We start from the raw sequence: 19,627 nt of genomic DNA, 5'->3' as shown, positions 1-19,627 counted from the left end.
GGAATGAAAGAAACTGTATTGGTCATAGCAGCACATCCGGATGATGAACTACTCGGTACGGCAGGAACACTAAAAAGACTAGTAGATCAAGGAAATAGAGTGGTCTCGATCATTACAGCAAATGGAAGGAAAGAAGAAGCCCATCATATTCAACAGCTTGCCAGGAAAGCTAATAAAGAAATAGGGATTAAAGAAGTCATTTTCCTGGAACATCCTAATCTTGAACTGGAAATGATGCCTCTTCATCTTTTCACAAAAGAAATAGAAAAATTAATTGATATTTACCGACCAACCCAAATTTTTACCCATCATTACGGAGATGTGAATCGTGATCATCAAATCACCTTTCAAGCCGTCTTAACAGCAGTCCGGCCTATACCGACCAATCAACCGATTGAATTGATTACCTTTGAAACGGTCTCGTCCAGCGAATGGAATACACAGACAAATGACAAACAATTCAAACCCAATTATTATGTAGACATTTCAGAAGTGATTGATGATAAACTGGCTTCTTTAAAACATTATGATGTAGAAATGAGGGACTTCCCTCACCCAAGGTCTTATGAGGGAATCAAACATTTGGCAAGTGTAAGGGGCATGACGGTTGGGGTCCGTTATGCAGAGGCATTTGAAGTTATTAGGAGGGTCTGGAAATGAAGGAACTATATTTCCCCTATCCTTACGTAGTATCTGCCCTAGACAACTATTACGGGATAAAAGCAAAGACATTTACGACAAAATTAAAGGACTCCGACAAGGGGTCTAAACGCAGGAAGAAAGACCGTAAGAAGAAAAGCAAATCTGAAAAAACGAAGCGAAAAACAGACAATAAGAAACTTTCCATTCTGATTGCAACTTTTTGGGACTATCCCCATACGGGCGGTTTATCCAACTACATTACAAGCATGCGTGATGGTCTGCGTGCTTTAGGTCATAAAGTTGATATCATTTCTCCAAATCAGTTTTCTCAAAGCAAAGTGGAAAAATTGCGGGAAGTTGTTGTTCCCGAACTAAAGAACTTTTTTCAAAATAGGTATGGAACGTATACGAGTAAGATCATTCAGAGCTGCCGACTCCTCTATATTTATGAGCAGATGATGAAAACAATCAAATTGGAAAAATACGACATTCTTCATGCTCAGGATTTATTTACAGCCAACATTTTAGGAAGATTTAACGAACATCTAAATAAGCCGCTTCTATTTACCCCCCACGGCATGTTTACTCTAAGCCGTGTAAAGTTCAACCGGATTGAAAGAGGGTCTGAAGAAGAGGTGTACTACAAAGAAATAGAAAAGAAGGCGATTGACTATGCAACCCATCTGGTGATTTTGAGTGACTCTTTCCGTGATCCATTGAGATCACTTGGTGCGAATCCTGCCAAGATGACGACCATTAATACAGGAATTGATTTTAAATCAATGGCGCGAGTCGAGAAAAAAGGAAAGGTTGTCATTTCATGTATTGCCAGACTTGGTCCAAGAAAAGGACATTCCGATTTATTTAATGCCCTTTCCCGGATAAAGACTGTAAGTCATGATATAGAAGTCCAAATTGTCGGAGACGGGGAAATGCGGGAAACACTCGAAGCTCAAGTTCAATCTTTAAGACTGTCAAACGTCCGATTCTTAGGTAAACGAGATGATATCCCTGCTATTTTAAGCAAAACGGATATTTTTGTTCTGCCAACTATCAATGACAATTTACCGATATCAATCATAGAAGCCATGCATAGCGGTTCTGCCATACTTACAACCGATTGTGGCGGCATCACGGAAATCATCCATCATAATGATACAGGCATCATTGTACAACCTGGAAATGTCAGTCAGTTGGCCAACCACCTCAAACACTTGATTACAAATGAGCCGCTACGGAGGAAACTGGGCAGCAACGCTTCTCTATATGCCAGAAAACATCTCACTCGTGAAGCTATGATTGGGAAGATTGTTGAGACTTACCAAAGTCTATTCGTTTCAGGAGGGGAAATATGAAGTCATCTAATCCAGCAGTTGTCCTTGATTTAAGCGCAAATGGGGTTGGGATCATCCATGCTCTTTCCACGAAAGGAATTGATGTTTACGCATTTGATACTGCCGGCCCCCATTCAAGGGGAAAATCAAGACTTGCCACCTGTGGGGTATGTCCAAGCCCCTTAACCCAAGAAACTGAGCTGCTCTCCTTTCTAAAAGATGTAGCGATGCAACTTGAAGATAAGCCCGTTCTATACGCAGGTGCAGATGATTATGTGGTCTTTATCTCTAAATTCAGAGATCAATTGTCACAGTATTACTTATTTCTATATCCAGACCACTCTTTGATTATGGATCTATTAGATAAGAAAAAAACCTATGAATTAGCCTTGAAACATCATGTACCGACAGCTAAAACCTTTTTTGTGGAAAACGAAGAGCAACTTGAAGAAGCAATCGGTCAATTAGAATTTCCTTGTATTCTAAAGCCTGTATTCGGGCACGAATTCAGAAAACATGTAAATAAAAAGGCCATTCATATACAAGACGCCATTCAATTAAAGAAAATCTTTCCTATATACAGGAAATTTGGAGAGCTTATCATTCAGGAAATCATCCCTGGAGATAACAAATGCTTCTATAAAGTAGCCACATTCTATAATGAAGAGATGGAATTGCTCGCCCTCTTCACACTTCAAAAAAACCACCAATTCCCGGCTCAGTTTGGAACGGGGGCGCATATCGTAAGCAAGCGAATACCAGAACTTGTAGAAGCAGGTGTTCCATTATTAAAAACCCTTGGGCTAAAAGGAGTCAGTATGATTGAATATAAAAAGGACCCGCGGGACGGACAATATAAGCTCATCGAAATCAATCCACGTTTCTGGCTTACCCATAGTTTGACAGGGCATTCCGGAGTGGACTTTGCCTATCAGTATTATCTGTACCTTACTGGTAAAAACCCCTCCCCTCAATTGCAGCAGGTAGAAGGAGTTCAATGGATTTACCTTGTTCGTTACTTCCTTACCTTTCTTGAAAAAAGGAAGAACGGTGAAATGAACCTTATAGATTTTTTCAATGGGTTAAGAGGGAGAAAGGTCTTCGCTCTTTTTGCTTTAAAGGATCCAATGCCCTTTATAAGGAGTACCACATCTCACTTATGGAATGCATTTAAAAGAAAACAAAAGGAGTGATTGCGTTTTGTACACACCAAAAGAAGTGTATGCCCACTTCCAAAAACATGCAATTGAAGAAAAGCTCTCTGCCTCACTCGGGAATAAAGTGACCATCCTTCCCGGATCAATCCAAAACCTTAAATCCACCAAAAGAAGCAGCATTTATCAGATCCAGTTACAGAAGAATACAGACATCTACCCCATCATCTTCAAAATCTACCATTCTACCAAATACAAGAATGAAATCGAAATCAATGTTTATAGTCAAGCTTACCCAGTATTAAAGGATTTTCTTCCTGAAATATATTTAATGGAGAAAATAGGGAGTGATACTTGGGTATTCATGGAGTTCGTCCGTCAAATTCGGGGGCAGCTGACATTCACACCCAAGCATTTTGATTACATTATCCCTAGCCTTGCAAAACTTCATGCCCACACTTTTGAGGGGAATTTCAAGAAAGAAAAAAACATCTTCCAATCATGGTTTCCCCTCTACAGTTCACCAAAAATGAAAAAAGACCGGGAGAAATTCATCACCAATACTGTGACGTTTCTAGATAGGGCCAAAAAAGATAAGCAATTAAAAGACATAATCAAGCCACATTACAAATCATTAACAACTCTGTACAGAACCGGTCCAGACTTTTTCCCGGAATTATTGGACAGCGGTTCTTCCATTACTCATGGGGATCTTCATATGCAGAACATCTGCTCAAAAGATGTCAGTAAAAATGAGCCTTGGGAGATACAATTCATCGATTGGGAGTCAGCCAAATATTCACCGACCTGGTTTGATATGATTGTTCTGGTAGAAATTTTACTTGGATTCAGGAAAGATTGGCAAAAGAATGCAGAAGAGATTCGCACCCATACAGTGGATGTTTATACGAAGGAAATGAAAAAATACGGCATCGAATTCAGCACCAAGCCCATTCATTTATATAAAATGGCCTATCTGCAACGCACTCTTGAAAAGGGATTACACACTCAGCTTAGACGTATTTTCGATAATCGTGGAGGTGAACTCCTTCCCTATCACTTAGAAAAAATTTCAACATGGGGAAGTGAGCTGGGAATTTATAAATAAAAATGAAAGGATGAGAATACTTGAGTAGCATGCCCCCTCTCAACATTCATCCCTCCCTTTTGTCCATCATGGATCAGTATTATAAAGTGGAACGAGACAATGAGGAGTCCTTCACAATTCAACCATTTGGTCAGAAAACAGAAGGCGATGATTCCAAGCCATTGAAAATCTTATACGTTACGTTTTTTCAATATCCTCATACAGGCGGTTTATCTCATTACATCACTTCCATTAAAAACGGTTTTGAAAAGGCCGGTCATAGTGTAGATGTCCTGGCACCCAACCACATGTCTTCAGAACAACTGGAAGAATGGGTCCCCCAGGCGGCTTCTGAAGCCCGAAACTTTATGACTGAACGTTATGGAAAGACCAATGAAAAAATCGTTAAAAATTTAAGTTTTCTACATGTATTCGAACTCTTTTTGAAAGAAAAAAATCTCCAGCAATATGACATCATACACGCTCAAGACTTATTTGCCATTTTCATCCTGGGTCACTTAAACCAAACGTATCAAAAACCTTTATTCTTTACGCCTCACGGATTCTTTACGAAAAGCAGATTAAAATTCGATAAAATGCAGAAAGGCTCCCTCGAGGAAGCATATTTCACTCAACTTGAGAAAATAGGGATTGAAGCAAGTACGAAAATCATTTTGATTGCCGATTCCTTCCGATCTAACCTTAAGGAATTCGGTGCAACAGATGAAAAGATGATTACCGTTCATACAGGTATCGACTATGATCCCCTCCCAAAGAAAAATCACGAAAACATCATCCTGACATGTGTTTCCCGACTTTCCCCGCGTAAAGGGCATGGGTTACTCTTAGAAGCATTATCCTTGTTACGTGAACATCTGACAAACGTTGAGGTGTGGATTGTCGGGGATGGTGTCATGATGGATCATCTGGTGAAACAAGCACAAGAATTACAATTGGACAACGTGATCTTTTGGGGAAATCGCAACGATATACCAAACATTCTATCCATGTCGGACATCTATGTATTAGCGACGGTTAATGACAATTTTCCCCTATCCGTCATGGAGGCAATGTTTTCTCAACAAGCCGTGATTTCCACCACGTGTGGTGGGATCCCTGAAATGGTTCAGCATGAAATTACAGGCATCCTTTGTGATCCCGGGAATGTCGAACAGCTTGCACATGCGATCAAACGTTTTATTACAAAGAAAGAAGAACGTGAACGCTTTGCCAACACCGCTCAATCCTATGCCCGTCAACACTTGTCCAGTCACATCATGACGAAGAAAATGGAACGAATCTATCAAACCTATATATGAAGAAAGGAGACTCTACATGAGGGAAAACATACTGGTCCATGAGCAAATATGAAGATTTTAGTCACTGGCGGAGCAGGATTTATAGGTTCACACCTGGTAGATTTGCTGCTATCTGAGGGTCATACACCTATTATTCTAGATGATTTATCCAATGGCAGTAAGGCGAACGTGCCAAGCGGAGTGAAACTATATCGAAAAGATATATTATCGGATAAAGTGGAACATATTTTCAAAAAAGAAAAACCAGACATCGTTATGCACCTGGCTGCTCAGGTTAATGTAGATAGATCAATGGAAAACCCAGCAGAAGATGCTGCAATCAATGTATTGGGAACTGTGAGATTGTTAGAGTACAGTATAAAATATGGTGTAAAAAAATTCATCTTCTCCTCTTCATGTGCTGTATACGGATATACAAATGAAGTGATCCACGAAGAAAGTCCTACTAGCCCCATTTCCTTTTACGGAACGTCTAAATTGGTGTCAGAAACCTATATCAAGTTGTTTCACAGGTTATATCATATTCCCTATACGATCCTTCGATACGCAAATGTATATGGGCCGAGACAGCGAACTGATGGTGAAGGCGGAGTGATCAGCATTTTCATTGATCAGCTGTTAAGTGATAAAACACCTGTCATTTACGGAGATGGCAACCAGACAAGGGACTTTGTCTACGTAGAAGACGTAGCCCGTGCAAACCTTCTTTCGGTTTCAAACGCTGATAACCTAGTCGTTAATATCGGTTCTGGCAGCCAAACATCCGTAAACCTGCTCTTTACCCTGCTTTCAAACCTGCTCAACTTATCTAAAACACCTACCTATGTATCAAAACGTAATGGGGATATTATGCACAGCCAGCTAACAAACGCAAAAGCATCTGAAAATCTCTCTTGGGAACCTAAGTATGACCTGATTTCTGGATTAGAGCACACATTGGCCTATTTCAAAGAAAGAAAAAGAGAGTGAACTTTTTCAGGCTCAATCATGAAAAGGGAAGAGAGCCTGGATCTATCCAGACTCTTTTCCCTTTCTGATTAAGCCTTGTCTTTTAATTTGTCCATAATCCAATCAGCCGTTTTCAGACCATTTTGAATACACGCTCCGATGCCGACTCCATAGTAGGAAGCTCCCGCAATCTTCACACCAGGCCACCCTGTTGAGAGCTTGTTTTCCAACGAATTCACCGACTGACTGTGTTCCAGATGATAATTTGGCATCAAGTCCGTCCATTTCGTCACTTCTACAGAAATGGGTTCCCCTGTTATACCGATACTCTTTCTGATATCCAGCAGTGCCGTACTTATAAGTTCTGCCTCGTTACATAGCTGTATCTTGTCATAATCAGGATTGGTGCTTTTATAAAAAAGTCTCACTAAAAGTTTTTGATTTTGAGACGTATGCTTCCATTTCCGGCTTGTCCATGTACATGCGTCACATTTCACTTCTCCACCATTTGATACGATAAATCCTGTCCCATCAGCAGGAAGCTCTTCGTCTGGAATATTAAACCCGAGGTAGATTGAAATTAAGGAAGAGTTTTTCAACTCATTGAACTCAGGTTCCAACTCCTCGTGATCGAGGATCTTTTGGGTTACATCATGAGGTGTGGCAAATATTACATAATCCGCTTGAATATTCGATTGGTCATTCAGTGTCAGCTCGTATTGAGCATTCTTCTTTTTTAACTTATTTACTTTGACACCCTTTAAAATTGCCGCACCAGAACAAGCTTCTTCTAAACGATCAATGATCGTTGATAACCCATGTTCAAACGAAAGAAACTTTTTATTTGAGGTACCTTGGAATTTTGTTTTGTTTTCAGTTAAACCTTTCATAATACTGCCGTATTCATTTTTATAATCCAGCAAATACGGTAGTGTAGTAGCCATGTTCAATCCATACAAATCGCCGGAATATACTCCGGATAACACTGGAGCAATTTGCTTCTCTACCATCTCCTTACCAAGAAAGGCTTCTAGGAAATCACCGATGGAATCTTCTTTCGTGAAGTGATCGTTCTTCGAATCAAGGTCTTTTAGTGCGGCTCTCTTCCCTTCTTCTGAGACCAGGGTGCTTTCATTAAGGGAGTCCACAGTCATAGGGATTCCAAAAATTGTATCCTGAGGAATCTTATGCAGCTTCTCATTGGTAAATATGTAGGATGTTCCCGTTTCATTGTAGACGAGTTCATCTTGAAGGTTCAGTTCCTCAATGAGAGGCATGACACCTTCATGGCGTGCAACGATGGAGTCTGCACCAGCTTCCATAATGAATTCTTCATCTCTTACAGTGACGATTTTGCCTCCTAATTGCTGTTTACCCTCAATAAGGATTAGCTCGATGTCTGATTCATGCTCTTTGGACATTTTCTTTAGATGGTATAGTGCTGTTAAACCTGTTATTCCTCCACCTACGACAACTACTGTCTTCATATGATATCCACTCCATTAATTGCGTTTATGTATACAGGTTATCACGTTTTTCAATGATTCAAAAACGATTCTGTGTCTGAATTGGTAAAAATGAGCCCGGGAAAACAAATGGGGATATACTCTTGAAATTTTCATTCCAATCGTTGTCATAAACGAGTCCTTTACTTCAGCATTCAATTCTTCCATAAAGAGGAGCCTGTTTCTTAAAGATGAGACGTGCACCAAATAGTGCACGTCAAGCGTCTACTCGTTATTGAGCATTTACTTCAACAGCATCCTTCCTATAATATTCTGCAAAAACCTCAGCGAATGCTTCAGTAGAATTGTATAATTCCACCAGGTTGTTTTCCACTCCCCCGAACTCTAAGAGCATGGCACGTTCCGTGAGATCCTGGTTATAGATTCCATTTCCTTCTGTTCTGGTTTTCACGAAAACTCCCCGGCTGATTCCTGGATATTTCTCTTCCAATTTAGCATTCAATTCTTTGGCAATTTTTAGGTTCTTTTCGAAGTTCTTATTTTCTTTCCCCACGATAAAAAATAAACGGGCATAATTCTTACCATTTATGGTTTTGGTTGTGATACTGCGAGGCATGGAATCCCGGTGGATATCGATAAGATAAGTCAGGTCGTCATTTTGAGCGATTGCTTCTTGGACCAACCCCCTTGATAATTGATAAGATTCATTGTATGTCCAAGATTTATCTTTTAGTGCCTGATTTATATCCGTTTTATCCTGAACTGCCCCTATCCCCCGAGCTTCGAGCTCCTGCTTTAATTTAGACCCTACGGCAATAACATTAACCTTCTCATTTGTACTGGCCGGGTTTTGGGAATCATTATTTTTAATCAATGGACTGAAAGCTTCCCAGCTGTGTGAATGGTAGATATAGACGGACTTTTCAGCGATTTCCTCAACTCCTTCTCCCGAGTTGTGGTTCGCCTCATCAATTTGACTCTGGTCAATTTCCTGATCCTTCAGCTGATCTTCGGTAGGTGCGGGTGATTCATTGGGAAGGTTGGTAATATCTGTCCCTTTACCCGCAACGGCTATGTGAGTATGATAATTCTCTATTCCTGGAATTTCTCTGCCAAATAGACTGCGAGCATCAAGAAGTGACACATTCGTAACACTTTCCAACCAGTCAAAATCATTATTTAATGCTTCTTCATTCTCGACACGTAACCCCGTCAATTCTTGTGATAAGAGCATAAGGAATGTTTCCTTCGGTACAAGCTCAGACAAGGAGGAATACAATAAACTATCCACCCTCAGTTTTATGGCCGTTGACGATATCAACCAAACTGTCAAGTACATGAGGATGATCCCAATCAACAGGACCCGGATGATGGCTTTCATAGAGACGAACACTAGCGGAACCAGGCTATTATTGTTTCGAGACTTATACGGCATCAACAGTACCCCTATATAAAGTATTTAATAGTTCACTTTATGCAGAAGACTGATAGAGTAGAAGACTTTTTCTGGAACTGGTTCTATTATTAAATCCCCCCCTTCTCACCCAGCCTCTCGTGAAAAATAAGATAGGGGAGTTTCTAATCGACTGTGACTATCAGCCCGTTTTCGCTTTATTAGAACAAACGTTTCTATTCATATATATTTATGTTATAATAAAAGTTCATTGGGTCTAAGAGACTGTATTTAGTCAATCCCTCGAGCGATTAGAAGGGAGACATATTGAATGTCACTAGAAAATATCGTAACCATGCTCAAGACTCTTAAGGAATTCAAGGACAGTGAGATCGTTCATACGATATCAACTCAAGATCACTCACCAATCATGACCGTTACCTACCAGTCGGATACAGAATGCTTTCAAATCACTTATGTTGAATCAAGGAAAGTGGAAAAGTATACAAACCTCAGCCAATTGGCGGCAACCATAGAAAGTATCATTCATCTTGAACCTTCAAGATGAATATGCAAAGAGGCCATTACAATTTTTGTAATGGCCTTTTTATCTAGACTCTCTCCTTAACCAAGATGCCTTAAACATCATTTTGTTACTTTTTGAAATCTCACATTAAAAAGATGGCAATTCACTTAAATTGTTTTCTTTCAAACCGTCTGGTTCACTGCGAAGGACATCTCTTCCGTATCGATGAATGACATCTACATGAGCCAATTTACCTTCTTTTGCGTCCTTAAGTGCGGTGATATAATCCAATTCCCTTCCACTCTCTGTCTTGAAAGCGATGAGATCATCGTCTGCATTTCTCCGAACGGCTATAATTTTTTCCGCTCCTGCCTCAGACTCATGTGCCATTTCCACTTTCACCTGAACGTTTCCTTGTTGCTTATATTCCTCGTAAATTTGTTCAAAACTTTTTCCATCCATAGGATTCACCTCCCGAACATACGTTTAGTATTTGCCGGGTGCCTAGGTTTTATAGGTTCATTTTTATTTTTTAAAATATGTCTCTTACTAATCATTCTTTAAACAGTTAATAAACTGCCACTGACATATTAAATGAACCAGTTGCCCGAATGAGAAAAAGAGGTACCTTTTATTAAAAAGGACCTCTTTTTTCTCTATATAAATGAAGGTGATTTTCTTATGGGGCGTAATTTGTCTTTTTCTTTATATTTTTCATTTACCGACGGAGTTCCATACTGTACCCGCTTCAATATTTCAGTATGGACTGTTGATCTTATAACCATTGTTCACTGACTCAACAAGGATAGAAAGAGTAAATCCAGATGCTGCAACTTACATAGCGCTCTCAAGTTAAGCTTGGCAGAGTTTTAATCGACAGATACAAAGATGTTCTTTTCCTTCTTGCAATGAATCACCTCCATAGAACACTGTATGTCAAATATGACCGGATGGTGTGGACAAGCAACGATTTTTCCCTAAAATTGGACAGCCTTTTTTTTACATATTGATGATCAGTGATTAGAATGTTGAGTTCCGCCCCTTCTTTAGGAATTAACACTTTATACCAACTGCCTTCACTGTGGGTGAAAGGGAAAAAGAAGGTCATAATACAAGGAGAAAACTATATGAGTGGAGGAGACTTAATGAAAAAACTTGGTGTACTTCTTGTCATCCTTATGATATCACTGACTTCCTTTTCTATGCTAAGTCCTATTGCTGAAGCAAAACAATCTGAGTGCATAACGGGTTCCCGTATGAAAGCAAAGGAAGAAATGAGGATATTATGGAATGATCATGTGATCTATACACGTCAGTACATGATCAGCGCTGTAGATGGATTAGAGGATCAGGACGTGGTTCTTTCAAGATTACTTCAAAATCAGAAGGACATCGGAAACGCAATCAAACCTTATTATGGCGAGGAAGCAGGTAATAAACTAGCCGATTTATTGACAGAGCATATTGTGTTAGCAGGCAAAATCGTTGATGCTGCTAAAAATGGAAAGCAAGCAAATGTGAAGAAGTTAAATAAAGAATGGTATCGAAATGCAGATGATATTGCAGGATTCTTATCAAAAGCAAATCCTTACTGGTCAGAAAAGGCGTTAAAAGATCTTTTATATATGCATTTACAATTCGTGACGGATGAAGCGGTCGCTCGAATTAACAAAGACTGGAAAGCACATATTAACAGCTTTGATAACGGGAAGAGTCATATTATTCAGTTGTCTGATACCCTATCTGCTTGTATTGCGAAGCAGTTTCCAGAAAAGTTTTAACACGCCCTGGTCAGAATCAATTTAAAGTTGATTCTGACCAAGCTAAATCATCTACCTAAACACTGCGATTGTTTAGCCCTTTTATACTCAAGTATATAACTGCACACGGGCATTCCAAAAATGCACGTGGTTAAGGCTGACTGCATTGTCACCTTCTATTCTTTGATCCTGGAATGTCTGACTGATACTGAAGAGAAGAACCGTTTCATTCCTTATGCATTCTCAGGCAGTAGATGTGACTGTAAAGTGTTTGCTTCGTTTTTAAGACGATCTTCTTCCACCATCAATCGGAATAATCCTTTGATGATTAATTCGTCAGGGGCTGATTGACGATATTCCTCAGATATACGATTTGCAATCTTCAAATAGTATTGGGCACGATCTTCTTCCAATCCTTTAATTGAATTGTATAATTCTTTCCATGCTTCTTCCCGCTTTTCGAATGAGATGAAAGCCCCTTCCCTATCCATGCTGACTGAAAATGATTTCATCATCACATCATCCAGTAAAGGTGTGCTTTTCCCGTCAAGAAAGTCTTCTGCCAGGAGAGTAATCTGCCTGACTACATGCTTCCCAAGTATGGCTGGATCCAAAAGCTCATCATGTGAAATCAAAAGCATCATATAAGAGGAGTAAATGGACTGTGTCATCCACATGAGATCCCATTTATATGGACTGATATCTGATCCGAAAAGATCCAACAGATTATGCTCGAGCCAACTGAATAACCGTCCTCTCATACGGTGCTCCATGGAAGCCAATTTCTCACTGTTCTTCACCGTTTCTCCCCGCATGTGCATTTTCATATAAGACTTATATTCGAGTATCCCTTCAAACTGGACTTGAAACTGCTTTGCAAAACGTTCCAAAGGGGGAAGTCCCGCATCAAGACCGACGACGAAAGCCCGTTCAAAGACAAGCTGCTGATAATGTTCATAAATTGATATGATTAAATCTTCTTTCGATTGAAAAAATGAGTACAGGGACCCCTTTGAGATACCCACACTTTCTGCAATTTGCTGCATGGATGTCTGATTGTATCCATATTCTGCAAATAAATCCACGGCAGATTCAAGAATTGAATTACGTTTATCCATTATTCACACCTCTACATCCAGAGAAAAATTCATATTGTCATTCTAACCTAATGAGAAAAACTTAGAAGAGCATTATTTCTTGACTAAAGAAAATATACAGGTAAAATGACTAGTGAGTCAATTGAATAAATGACTGTCATATCAGCATTCATTCATATTTAGCGATGTCTTCATGACCCATCAGTCAAATTCTTATCAAGGAGGAATGAATCCATGTTAAAGGCGATATTAAATCGTTCAAAGATTACCCTGATTTTTGTCTTGCTATTTGTAATTATCGGGATTTTCACCTTTTTTCAGTTACCTCAGAGAGAAATCCCAGAAACGACTGTAAACATTGGAACGGTCAGCACCGTATATCCTGGTGCAACCGTTGATTCTGTTGAGAGGACGGTAACCAACCCCATTGAATCCTCCTTACAGTCCATTGATGGGATAAAAGAAATCAGTTCCTCATCTGCAGCCGGTTTCTCTACTATTATTGTAGAGGTTAAAGATGGAGAAAACAAAAAAGAAGTGTTTGGAGATGTGCGACAAGCGGTTTCCGATGCCTCCACTTCTTTTCCAGACGAAGTATTTGATCCCGAGATTAACGAATCCACGGTGAAAATGCCCATCGTCTCTTATCATCTGACAAGCGACAACCGGGAATCCCTTCTCACTCTACGGGAAGAAATGAGCCGTTGGGAGAAAGAAGTGGAGGACATTGCTGGTGTTTCCAGTGTAACGGTGAAGGGATTACCCGAGGAAGAAATTGTCATTGAATTAAAACAGGATGAATTAAAAGCTTCAGCGCTTAATCCTTCCTCTGTCATGAATGCCATAAACGATGAATTTTACCCAACCCCTTTAGGTAAACAAGAGGTTGATAATGAAGTCGTTCAATTAACGGTCGATCACTTTTCAAGTCTCGAAGAAATGAACGAAATTTTTGTAGGGAAGAACCTTCAAGGAGAATCAGTCTTTTTGAAGGATATTGCAAACGTTAAGACGGCTCCTAAGGAAATGAAAGATGTCGTTACATTCGAAGGGAAACCATCCATTTCGTTCACAGCGTATGTTCAATCAGGAGAAGACATTCCTACTGTTGATGAGAGAGTAAATGAGAAAGTGAAAGATTTGGCAGGCTCCCTGCCTCAAGATGTGACATTAGAACCATATTACTCTCAGGCATCGATCGTGACAGACATATTTGATGGGTTGTTTATGTCCCTTGCCATTTCTGTTGTCGCAGTCATTCTAACGACAGCTCTCGGGCTGACGGTATCTGGTGCTTTTGTTGTGGCATTGGCTGTTCCCATCTCCGTTCTATTGGGACTCATCCCTCTACCATTTTCTGGAGTGGACCTGAATCAGATTTCAGTCATCGGTGCCATCATTGCCCTCGGTATCCTGGTGGATGATTCAATTGTTGTGAATGACAATATCCAACGCCGTTATAAGCTTGGTGACGGGGCGCTGTTGGGGGCCGTCAATGGAATAAAAGAGATTTGGATATCCATTGTGACATCTTCTCTTGCCATTGTATTCACCTTTCTTCCCCTCGTTTTCTTATCGGGAGGGAACGGAGCATTTATCAGGGCATTGCCTGCTGTATTGATCACAACAATCATCGCATCTACTTTGGTTGCACTGATTTTTGTTCCAATCATGAGATACCTTCTTTACAGTAAAACAACGAAAAAGATTTCCGATGCTCCTGGTTTACTGGGAAAGCCATTGAACAAACTGTCAGATTTCTATGCTGACAGCGTACTGAAAAAGTTTTCAAAAAGACCTTTTGTTGTATCCGCTATAGGACTTGTATTCACCACTGCCATCTTTGGTCTTGTGGCACTTACACCTTTCGAATTCTTCCCTTCCGCTGACAGAGAAGAAGTGACGGTGGATGTGACATTGCCAATCGGTACCACCATCGAGGAGACAGCGGAAACCCTGGCAGATATGGAAGAACTCCTGAAAAAAGATGAAGGAGTTTATGAAACAACAGCGTTTGCAGGTACTGGACTACCTGGCTTATTTAACAGCTCCCTATCCAATTCAGGCGAACATACCGGACAACTGGTCGCCAGGGTAGATCGTGAAAACCAGACGGCCCAAGGATTGATTGATGAGTGGACGGATAAATTAAGAACAGAATATCCTGATGCCAAGATCTTCATGGAAACGATCCAGCAAGGTCCTCCTGCCGGGGCTCCGGTCACGGTTACAGTTTCCGGTCCTGAAATGGAGACGTTAATCGAACTCCGCGATACGATTACATCCGAAGTTGAAAAGTTAGATACGGATCTTGTCGTTGATAATGTTGGAGAAATGGAACCGACAGTCGAGTTTGTACCTAACCGCGAGCTGCTGCAGGATAATGGAATCACGATCAACCAGATTAGCCAACAACTGCGATTGGCTACAGAAGGAATACCGATGAAAGCCTTTGATAATGGGGTCACGAAACGTGAAATGACGTTACGATTGGAAGGGTATGAAAAAGAGGTTGACCTCTCCTCTCTTGAAATTCCTTCTGTTTCAGGTAATTCTGATGGTCCACCTAAGCTTGTATCCCTGGATGAGCTCGTTACAAAAGAGGAGAAAGAAGAACTGCAACTTATCCCACACATAGATGGTGAGCGTGCCATTACAATTCGAGCATTCCCTGGCGATGAGGAGGACTACAAAGCCAGCGTTGAGGGGATTGTGAAAGATGTTAGAAAAAATCTTGACAACAATAATTACTCCATCACTCTTGGTGGTGAAAATGAAGCTCAAAATGACTTTTTCTCGGAAATTACAATCTTATTTACGATCGTTATCTTCCTTGTGTATTTAGTCATTGCCCTTCAATTTAATTCTTTATCACTTCCTTTCTTAGTTCTTGTCGCGGTATATCTCGCGATCGCAGGTGCGATTCTTGGGCTGTTTGTAACACAAACCCCAATCAGCTTCCTGGCTGTAATGGGCATGGTATCTCTAACCGGTATCGTCGTAAGAAATTCTGTGGTTTTAATCGAGTTTATTGAACAAGGCTTGAAAAATGGAATGAACGTGAAAGAAGCAGTAGTGGAATCAGGGCGCACCCGTATTCGCCCCATCCTACTGACTGCCTTGACGTCAATTGTGGCTTTAATACCAGTTGCAGTCAGCGGTGATGCTCTATTCACACCCCTTGCGGTCACCATTATTTCAGGCATTTTATTCTCAGCCATATTAACACTGATCATAGTACCTATGCTGTATCTTGTCTTCCATCGTTTCAGAAGAAGAAAGCTTGAAGTATAAAAATATACTTGAGGGGTGTCCTTGTGACCCCCTCTTTTCCTTTTTCACTGTTATAATGGAAACGATATGATCAGGACACTTTGACGGAGGTAAGTGAATTGAAGTTGAGAAAAGCAGAAAAAAGAGATGAACGGCTTCTACAAGATTGGCTGAATGATCCTACAGTCAGTTTGCTGACTACTGGTAAGGAACTTTTCTCCACTGAAATCTACGAGAAATGGTTGGATGCTGAAGATCAACATGGGTATATTTTACAGATAGATGATCAACCGCTTGCTTATGGTGAAATCTGGGTGGATGAGGAGGAAAGGGACCTGGAACTCGCCCACCTCATTGTCCACCCACATTACCGTAATAAAGGGATCGGAAAACAGTTAATTGAGAAACTGGAAGAAGAAAGCAGATGCTTCCCTTTTCCCTGGATTTATATGCGGGTTGTTCCTGAAAACTTGATTGCCATACACTGTTATATAGGTGCAGGCTTTAAAGAAGATGAGAGTCTCCGTGATAGTTTTGATTCAAAATGGATTTGGTTTAAAAAAAGAAATGTTTGGTCATTCCTATAATGAAGTTAGTTTGCAGCTTTAAAAACGGAATATTTCCCTTGTGATATGATTTCAAATCGAGCAAGATGGTAATTGTACGATTTTAATCTTTATTGGAGGATCGATATGTCACCTGAAATAAACTCAAAAGCAATCCTCATTACGTTTATGATCGGAGCTTTTTTTGCCATATTAAATGAAACATTATTAAATATTGCCCTTACTGAACTCATGACTGTTTTTAATGTCGATGCACCTACTGTACAGTGGTTGGCTACAGGCTTCATGCTTGTTATGGGTGTTCTTATGCCGATATCGGCCCTGCTTATTCAATGGTTCACGACCCGTCAAATGTTTATCGGTGTGATGAGTATATTCCTTCTCGGGACGGTGATTGCCGCAGGTGCCTTTAGCTTCCCGATGTTACTTGCCGGTCGTATGATACAAGCGGTTGGGACAGGACTTTTGATTCCAGTCATCATGAACGCTCTCTTACTCATTTACCGGCCAGAGGTGAGAGGGAAAATTATGGGTACTTTCGGATTGGTCATTATGTTCGCACCCGCCATTGGACCTACTTTGTCCGGTGTGATTGTCGACTTTTTAGGATGGAGATGGCTATTCATAACTGTCATTCCGTTTACCGTATTTTCGATCCTATTTGCACTTAAACACTTACAAAATGTTGGCGAAATCACTCGTCCCGGCGTAGATATCATATCCATTGTTCTTTCTTCATGTGGGATAGGAGGCATCGTATACGGTTTTAGTTCTGCAGGAGAAGAATCTGAAGGGTTTACATCCTTAAAGATCATCGTGATCATTTCACTCGCCGTTACGAGTTTGATCCTATTTGTCGTACGCCAGTTAAAGCTTAAAGAACCACTACTCGATGTACGCGTTTTTCGATATAAAAGCTACACAAGGGGTGTATCAATCTTCGTCATTGTCATCATGGCCATGTTTGCATCTGAAATCGTCATGCCCATGTATTTACAAGGACCAATGGGATACTCAGCTAAAGCAGCCGGGTTATTGCTACTTCCTGGGGCACTCCTAAATGGTCTGATGTCTCCAACCATGGGGTCACTATTTGATAAGTATGGCCCAAGGAAGTTGATCATCCCTGGTACACTGACCCTGGTAGGTGTCATGATTTTCTTCAGTACGATCGATCCTACAACACCGATATGGTTATTCGTCTTTTTCTATATGATTCTCATGCTGTCCATTTCAGCGATTATGATGCCAGCGCAGACGAACGGGTTAAATGAACTTCCTAAACATTTATACCCTCACGGAACAGCCATTGCCAACACCCTTCAGCCTGTGGCAGGCGCACTGGGAGTTTCCATTTTTGTCAGCATCATGACGCAAGGGCAGGCGGCCTATATAGAGAGCCATTCGAATGAAGTAAAAGATGTAGTGATGAACGAAGCCATGACCTATGGGGTACACCATGCCTATTGGTTCGCTCTTACCTTGGCAGCAGTCGCTTTCGTTATTTCTTTATTCATACGGAAAGCTGTTGCCCCGGATTATGATGAGAGTCAAGATCAGGAAAAGGTTGTACATGAAAATGAATAAAGGTCACATCAAAAAAAGCTCAGATCTCCTGAGCTTTTTTTATTTCAACCAACTAAGGTTATGACTGTACGCCCCTCTTCAAATTGAAGTAATATGAAGATTGAGGCTACTGTGAGGAGGAACTTGTATGGAGAAAGAGATTGAATTGATTGAAGCCATTCGTTCTGACGTATTGAATAGTGTGCATGGATTAACAGATGAAGAATGCAACACGAGATTCAAAAACAGCAGGTGGACAATCATCCAGGTGTTAGAACATTTATATCTGATGGAAACATCGTTGACAAAAGCGATGAAAACAACCTTGAGTAATGGAGAAGAGCAGGATGTACCTTCAAAGCCGATTCACTACACGCTTGATCGATCTACAAAAGTAGATGCTCCACCTTTTGTCACCCCTACTAAAGAATTCCAGACTCTTCATGAAGTGACGGCAAAATTGGAATCATCTCGAAAAAATCTATTGAAATTTCTTAACCATACGAATAAAGAATTATTACAGAAAAAAGCGTATCCACACCCTGTTTTCGGTCTGATACGACTTGATGAATGGGTACCTTTCATCGGGTATCACGAAAAAAGACATTTGGGGCAGATTGAGGAGATGAAGAAGTCCCTTTAGGTTATGAAAAGGATCTGCTTCACGTTGAAGCAGATCCTTTTACAACTTATCCTACACATTCAAATCCCGCTTATTATAGAACAGAAACGTCATGACACCCAATATTGTTATCAATACAATGGAAATCGTAACATACAACATATCCAAGCCTTCACCTGCCAGCAAACTCTTTGCTTCAAAATACTTGAATGGTGTGAGAAATTTCAAACCGTTCCATTTTTCACTTAGTTCAATGGCAAAGGAAACGATGAATGTCACCAATAAGACGCCTGTTGCTGCGGATGATGCTTTCCCTGGTTTTTTTGTCGATGCTGCAATCGATGTACCAATCAGTACAAAGAGGATTTGCAAGATAAACATGGCTAACATGGTGAACCCTATATCCCCCCCAATTGAAGGATCTTCACTATAATGCCCCACCATGAGCAGAGTAGAAATCCATGTAATACCTGTTAAAATCACGATTTGGGTGAAGGCCGCCATAAGTTTTACCCCAATGATATGATTTCTATTCACGGGTTTAACAAATAGAAATTCGACGGTTTTGTCACGCTCTTCCTTTGATATAATGGTAGCTCCCAAGATGACAGCATGAATAGTTGCCAGTAACAGGATATAAATATAGAGCACTCCATAAAATCCAGTCGCTGTCGACAAGTCAAGACTTCCGACACCTAGAAATGCCTGCAGTGATTTTGGCATTTGTTCCATTAGCTCATTCATGGTTTGACCAGACGAATTAAATCCTGCAAATTTCCCCATGCCTGAGCCGATCAGCGCTATCATCCCTATGGACCAAATGATGAACGATTTGCGATGCGCCTTCATTTCCCTCCAATATATATTCATCCTT

17 protein-coding genes are annotated in these 19,627 nt (G+C 40.5%); 12 read left to right on the top strand and 5 right to left on the bottom strand.

The annotated features are described in order from the left end of the window. The first annotated feature begins 3 nt into the window (after nt 1-3). The 6 genes from LS684_RS21845 to LS684_RS21820 are packed head-to-tail and all read left to right on the top strand — an operon-like array spanning nt 4 to nt 6,505. Complete coding sequence (locus LS684_RS21845; RefSeq protein ID WP_233811893.1) at nt 4-660, top strand: PIG-L deacetylase family protein; 657 nt, start codon at nt 4-6, stop codon at nt 658-660. Continuing rightward, nucleotides 657-1,997 carry a glycosyltransferase family 4 protein gene (locus LS684_RS21840; RefSeq protein ID WP_233811892.1) on the top strand — a complete coding sequence of 447 codons (1,341 nt, stop codon included), beginning with the start codon at nt 657-659 and terminating at the stop codon, nt 1,995-1,997. The genes LS684_RS21845 and LS684_RS21840 overlap by 4 nt, the downstream gene beginning before the upstream one ends. Further along, complete coding sequence (locus tag LS684_RS21835) at nt 1,994-3,169, top strand: carboxylate--amine ligase (RefSeq protein ID WP_233811891.1); 1,176 nt, start codon at nt 1,994-1,996, stop codon at nt 3,167-3,169. Before LS684_RS21840 ends, LS684_RS21835 begins: the two co-directional genes overlap by 4 nt. A 7-nt stretch (nt 3,170-3,176) precedes the next feature. Next, nucleotides 3,177-4,238 carry a phosphotransferase gene (locus tag LS684_RS21830; protein ID WP_432418841.1) on the top strand — a complete coding sequence of 354 codons (1,062 nt, stop codon included), beginning with the start codon at nt 3,177-3,179 and terminating at the stop codon, nt 4,236-4,238. Nucleotides 4,239-4,267: 29 nt separating this feature from the next. Next, nucleotides 4,268-5,536: a glycosyltransferase family 4 protein gene (locus LS684_RS21825; RefSeq protein ID WP_233812140.1), complete on the top strand. Its 1,269-nt coding sequence runs from the start codon at nt 4,268-4,270 to the stop codon at nt 5,534-5,536. A 48-nt stretch (nt 5,537-5,584) separates the two neighbouring features. Next, complete coding sequence (locus tag LS684_RS21820) at nt 5,585-6,505, top strand: NAD-dependent epimerase/dehydratase family protein (RefSeq protein WP_233811889.1); 921 nt, start codon at nt 5,585-5,587, stop codon at nt 6,503-6,505. A 68-nt stretch (nt 6,506-6,573) separates the two neighbouring features. On the opposite strand, the gene LS684_RS21815 is transcribed toward LS684_RS21820, so the two are convergent. Beyond that, nucleotides 6,574-7,971, bottom strand: a complete 1,398-nt coding sequence (locus tag LS684_RS21815) for a protoporphyrinogen oxidase (RefSeq protein ID WP_233811888.1) — start codon at nt 7,969-7,971, stop codon at nt 6,574-6,576. A gap of 250 nt (nt 7,972-8,221) precedes the next feature. Further along, complete coding sequence (gene spoIIP / locus LS684_RS21810) at nt 8,222-9,385, bottom strand: stage II sporulation protein P (protein WP_233811887.1); 1,164 nt, start codon at nt 9,383-9,385, stop codon at nt 8,222-8,224. Between the two features lie 289 nt (nt 9,386-9,674). On the opposite strand from spoIIP, the gene LS684_RS21805 reads away from it, so the two are divergent. Then, nucleotides 9,675-9,911: a hypothetical protein gene (locus LS684_RS21805; RefSeq protein ID WP_233811886.1), complete on the top strand. Its 237-nt coding sequence runs from the start codon at nt 9,675-9,677 to the stop codon at nt 9,909-9,911. 105 nt (nt 9,912-10,016) lie between these two features. Here the strand turns inward: LS684_RS21805 and LS684_RS21800 are convergent, their stop codons facing one another. Then, entirely contained in the window at nt 10,017-10,331 is a 315-nt protein-coding gene (locus LS684_RS21800; RefSeq protein WP_225003147.1) for a DUF3892 domain-containing protein, read from the bottom strand. Between the two features lie 683 nt (nt 10,332-11,014). On the opposite strand from LS684_RS21800, the gene LS684_RS21795 reads away from it, so the two are divergent. Further along, nucleotides 11,015-11,650: a glycosyltransferase gene (locus tag LS684_RS21795; protein ID WP_233811885.1), complete on the top strand. Its 636-nt coding sequence runs from the start codon at nt 11,015-11,017 to the stop codon at nt 11,648-11,650. A gap of 212 nt (nt 11,651-11,862) precedes the next feature. Here LS684_RS21795 and LS684_RS21790 read toward each other — a convergent pair whose 3' ends face one another. Continuing rightward, on the bottom strand, nt 11,863-12,747 hold the full coding sequence (locus tag LS684_RS21790; RefSeq protein WP_169215795.1) for a TetR/AcrR family transcriptional regulator: 885 nt from the start codon (nt 12,745-12,747) through the stop codon (nt 11,863-11,865). A 213-nt stretch (nt 12,748-12,960) separates the two neighbouring features. On the opposite strand from LS684_RS21790, the gene LS684_RS21785 reads away from it, so the two are divergent. The 4 genes from LS684_RS21785 to LS684_RS21770 all read left to right on the top strand — a co-directional run bounded on the left by LS684_RS21785 (nt 12,961) and on the right by LS684_RS21770 (nt 18,774). Beyond that, nucleotides 12,961-16,020, top strand: coding sequence for an efflux RND transporter permease subunit (locus LS684_RS21785; RefSeq protein ID WP_225003146.1), 3,060 nt, complete (start codon nt 12,961-12,963; stop codon nt 16,018-16,020). Between the two features lie 98 nt (nt 16,021-16,118). After that, nucleotides 16,119-16,586, top strand: a complete 468-nt coding sequence (locus LS684_RS21780) for a GNAT family N-acetyltransferase (RefSeq protein ID WP_169215797.1) — start codon at nt 16,119-16,121, stop codon at nt 16,584-16,586. Nucleotides 16,587-16,691: 105 nt separating this feature from the next. Beyond that, complete coding sequence (locus tag LS684_RS21775) at nt 16,692-18,152, top strand: MDR family MFS transporter (protein WP_233811884.1); 1,461 nt, start codon at nt 16,692-16,694, stop codon at nt 18,150-18,152. 127 nt (nt 18,153-18,279) lie between these two features. Beyond that, nucleotides 18,280-18,774: a DinB family protein gene (locus LS684_RS21770; RefSeq protein ID WP_233811883.1), complete on the top strand. Its 495-nt coding sequence runs from the start codon at nt 18,280-18,282 to the stop codon at nt 18,772-18,774. 51 nt (nt 18,775-18,825) lie between these two features. Here the strand turns inward: LS684_RS21770 and LS684_RS21765 are convergent, their stop codons facing one another. Next, nucleotides 18,826-19,623 (bottom strand): ABC transporter permease subunit, encoded by a 798-nt coding sequence (locus LS684_RS21765; RefSeq protein WP_233811882.1) that lies wholly within the window; start codon nt 19,621-19,623, stop codon nt 18,826-18,828. Nucleotides 19,624-19,627 lie beyond the last annotated feature (4 nt).

This window comes from Cytobacillus spongiae, from assembly GCF_021390075.1.
The sequence above is the reverse complement of the archived record's forward strand: the minus strand, read 5'-3'. Positions and strand labels throughout refer to the sequence as shown.

Excerpts from the sequence above, each read along its gene's own strand:
- LS684_RS21835 (WP_233811891.1), top strand. The coding sequence starts at position 1,994 with ATGAAGTCATCTAATCCAGCAGTTGTCCTTGATTTAAGCGCAAATGGG.
- LS684_RS21840 (WP_233811892.1), top strand. The coding sequence starts at position 657 with ATGAAGGAACTATATTTCCCCTATCCTTACGTAGTATCTGCCCTAGAC.
- LS684_RS21765 (WP_233811882.1), bottom strand. The coding sequence starts at position 19,623 with ATGAATATATATTGGAGGGAAATGAAGGCGCATCGCAAATCGTTCATC.
- LS684_RS21805 (WP_233811886.1), top strand. The coding sequence starts at position 9,675 with ATGTCACTAGAAAATATCGTAACCATGCTCAAGACTCTTAAGGAATTC.
- LS684_RS21845 (WP_233811893.1), top strand. The coding sequence starts at position 4 with ATGAAAGAAACTGTATTGGTCATAGCAGCACATCCGGATGATGAACTA.
- LS684_RS21815 (WP_233811888.1), bottom strand. The coding sequence starts at position 7,971 with ATGAAGACAGTAGTTGTCGTAGGTGGAGGAATAACAGGTTTAACAGCA.
- LS684_RS21770 (WP_233811883.1), top strand. The coding sequence starts at position 18,280 with ATGGAGAAAGAGATTGAATTGATTGAAGCCATTCGTTCTGACGTATTG.
- LS684_RS21790 (WP_169215795.1), bottom strand. The coding sequence starts at position 12,747 with ATGGATAAACGTAATTCAATTCTTGAATCTGCCGTGGATTTATTTGCA.
- LS684_RS21775 (WP_233811884.1), top strand. The coding sequence starts at position 16,692 with ATGTCACCTGAAATAAACTCAAAAGCAATCCTCATTACGTTTATGATC.
- LS684_RS21785 (WP_225003146.1), top strand. The coding sequence starts at position 12,961 with ATGTTAAAGGCGATATTAAATCGTTCAAAGATTACCCTGATTTTTGTC.
- LS684_RS21820 (WP_233811889.1), top strand. The coding sequence starts at position 5,585 with ATGAAGATTTTAGTCACTGGCGGAGCAGGATTTATAGGTTCACACCTG.
- LS684_RS21795 (WP_233811885.1), top strand. The coding sequence starts at position 11,015 with ATGAAAAAACTTGGTGTACTTCTTGTCATCCTTATGATATCACTGACT.
- LS684_RS21825 (WP_233812140.1), top strand. The coding sequence starts at position 4,268 with ATGCCCCCTCTCAACATTCATCCCTCCCTTTTGTCCATCATGGATCAG.
- LS684_RS21800 (WP_225003147.1), bottom strand. The coding sequence starts at position 10,331 with ATGGATGGAAAAAGTTTTGAACAAATTTACGAGGAATATAAGCAACAA.
- spoIIP (WP_233811887.1), bottom strand. The coding sequence starts at position 9,385 with ATGCCGTATAAGTCTCGAAACAATAATAGCCTGGTTCCGCTAGTGTTC.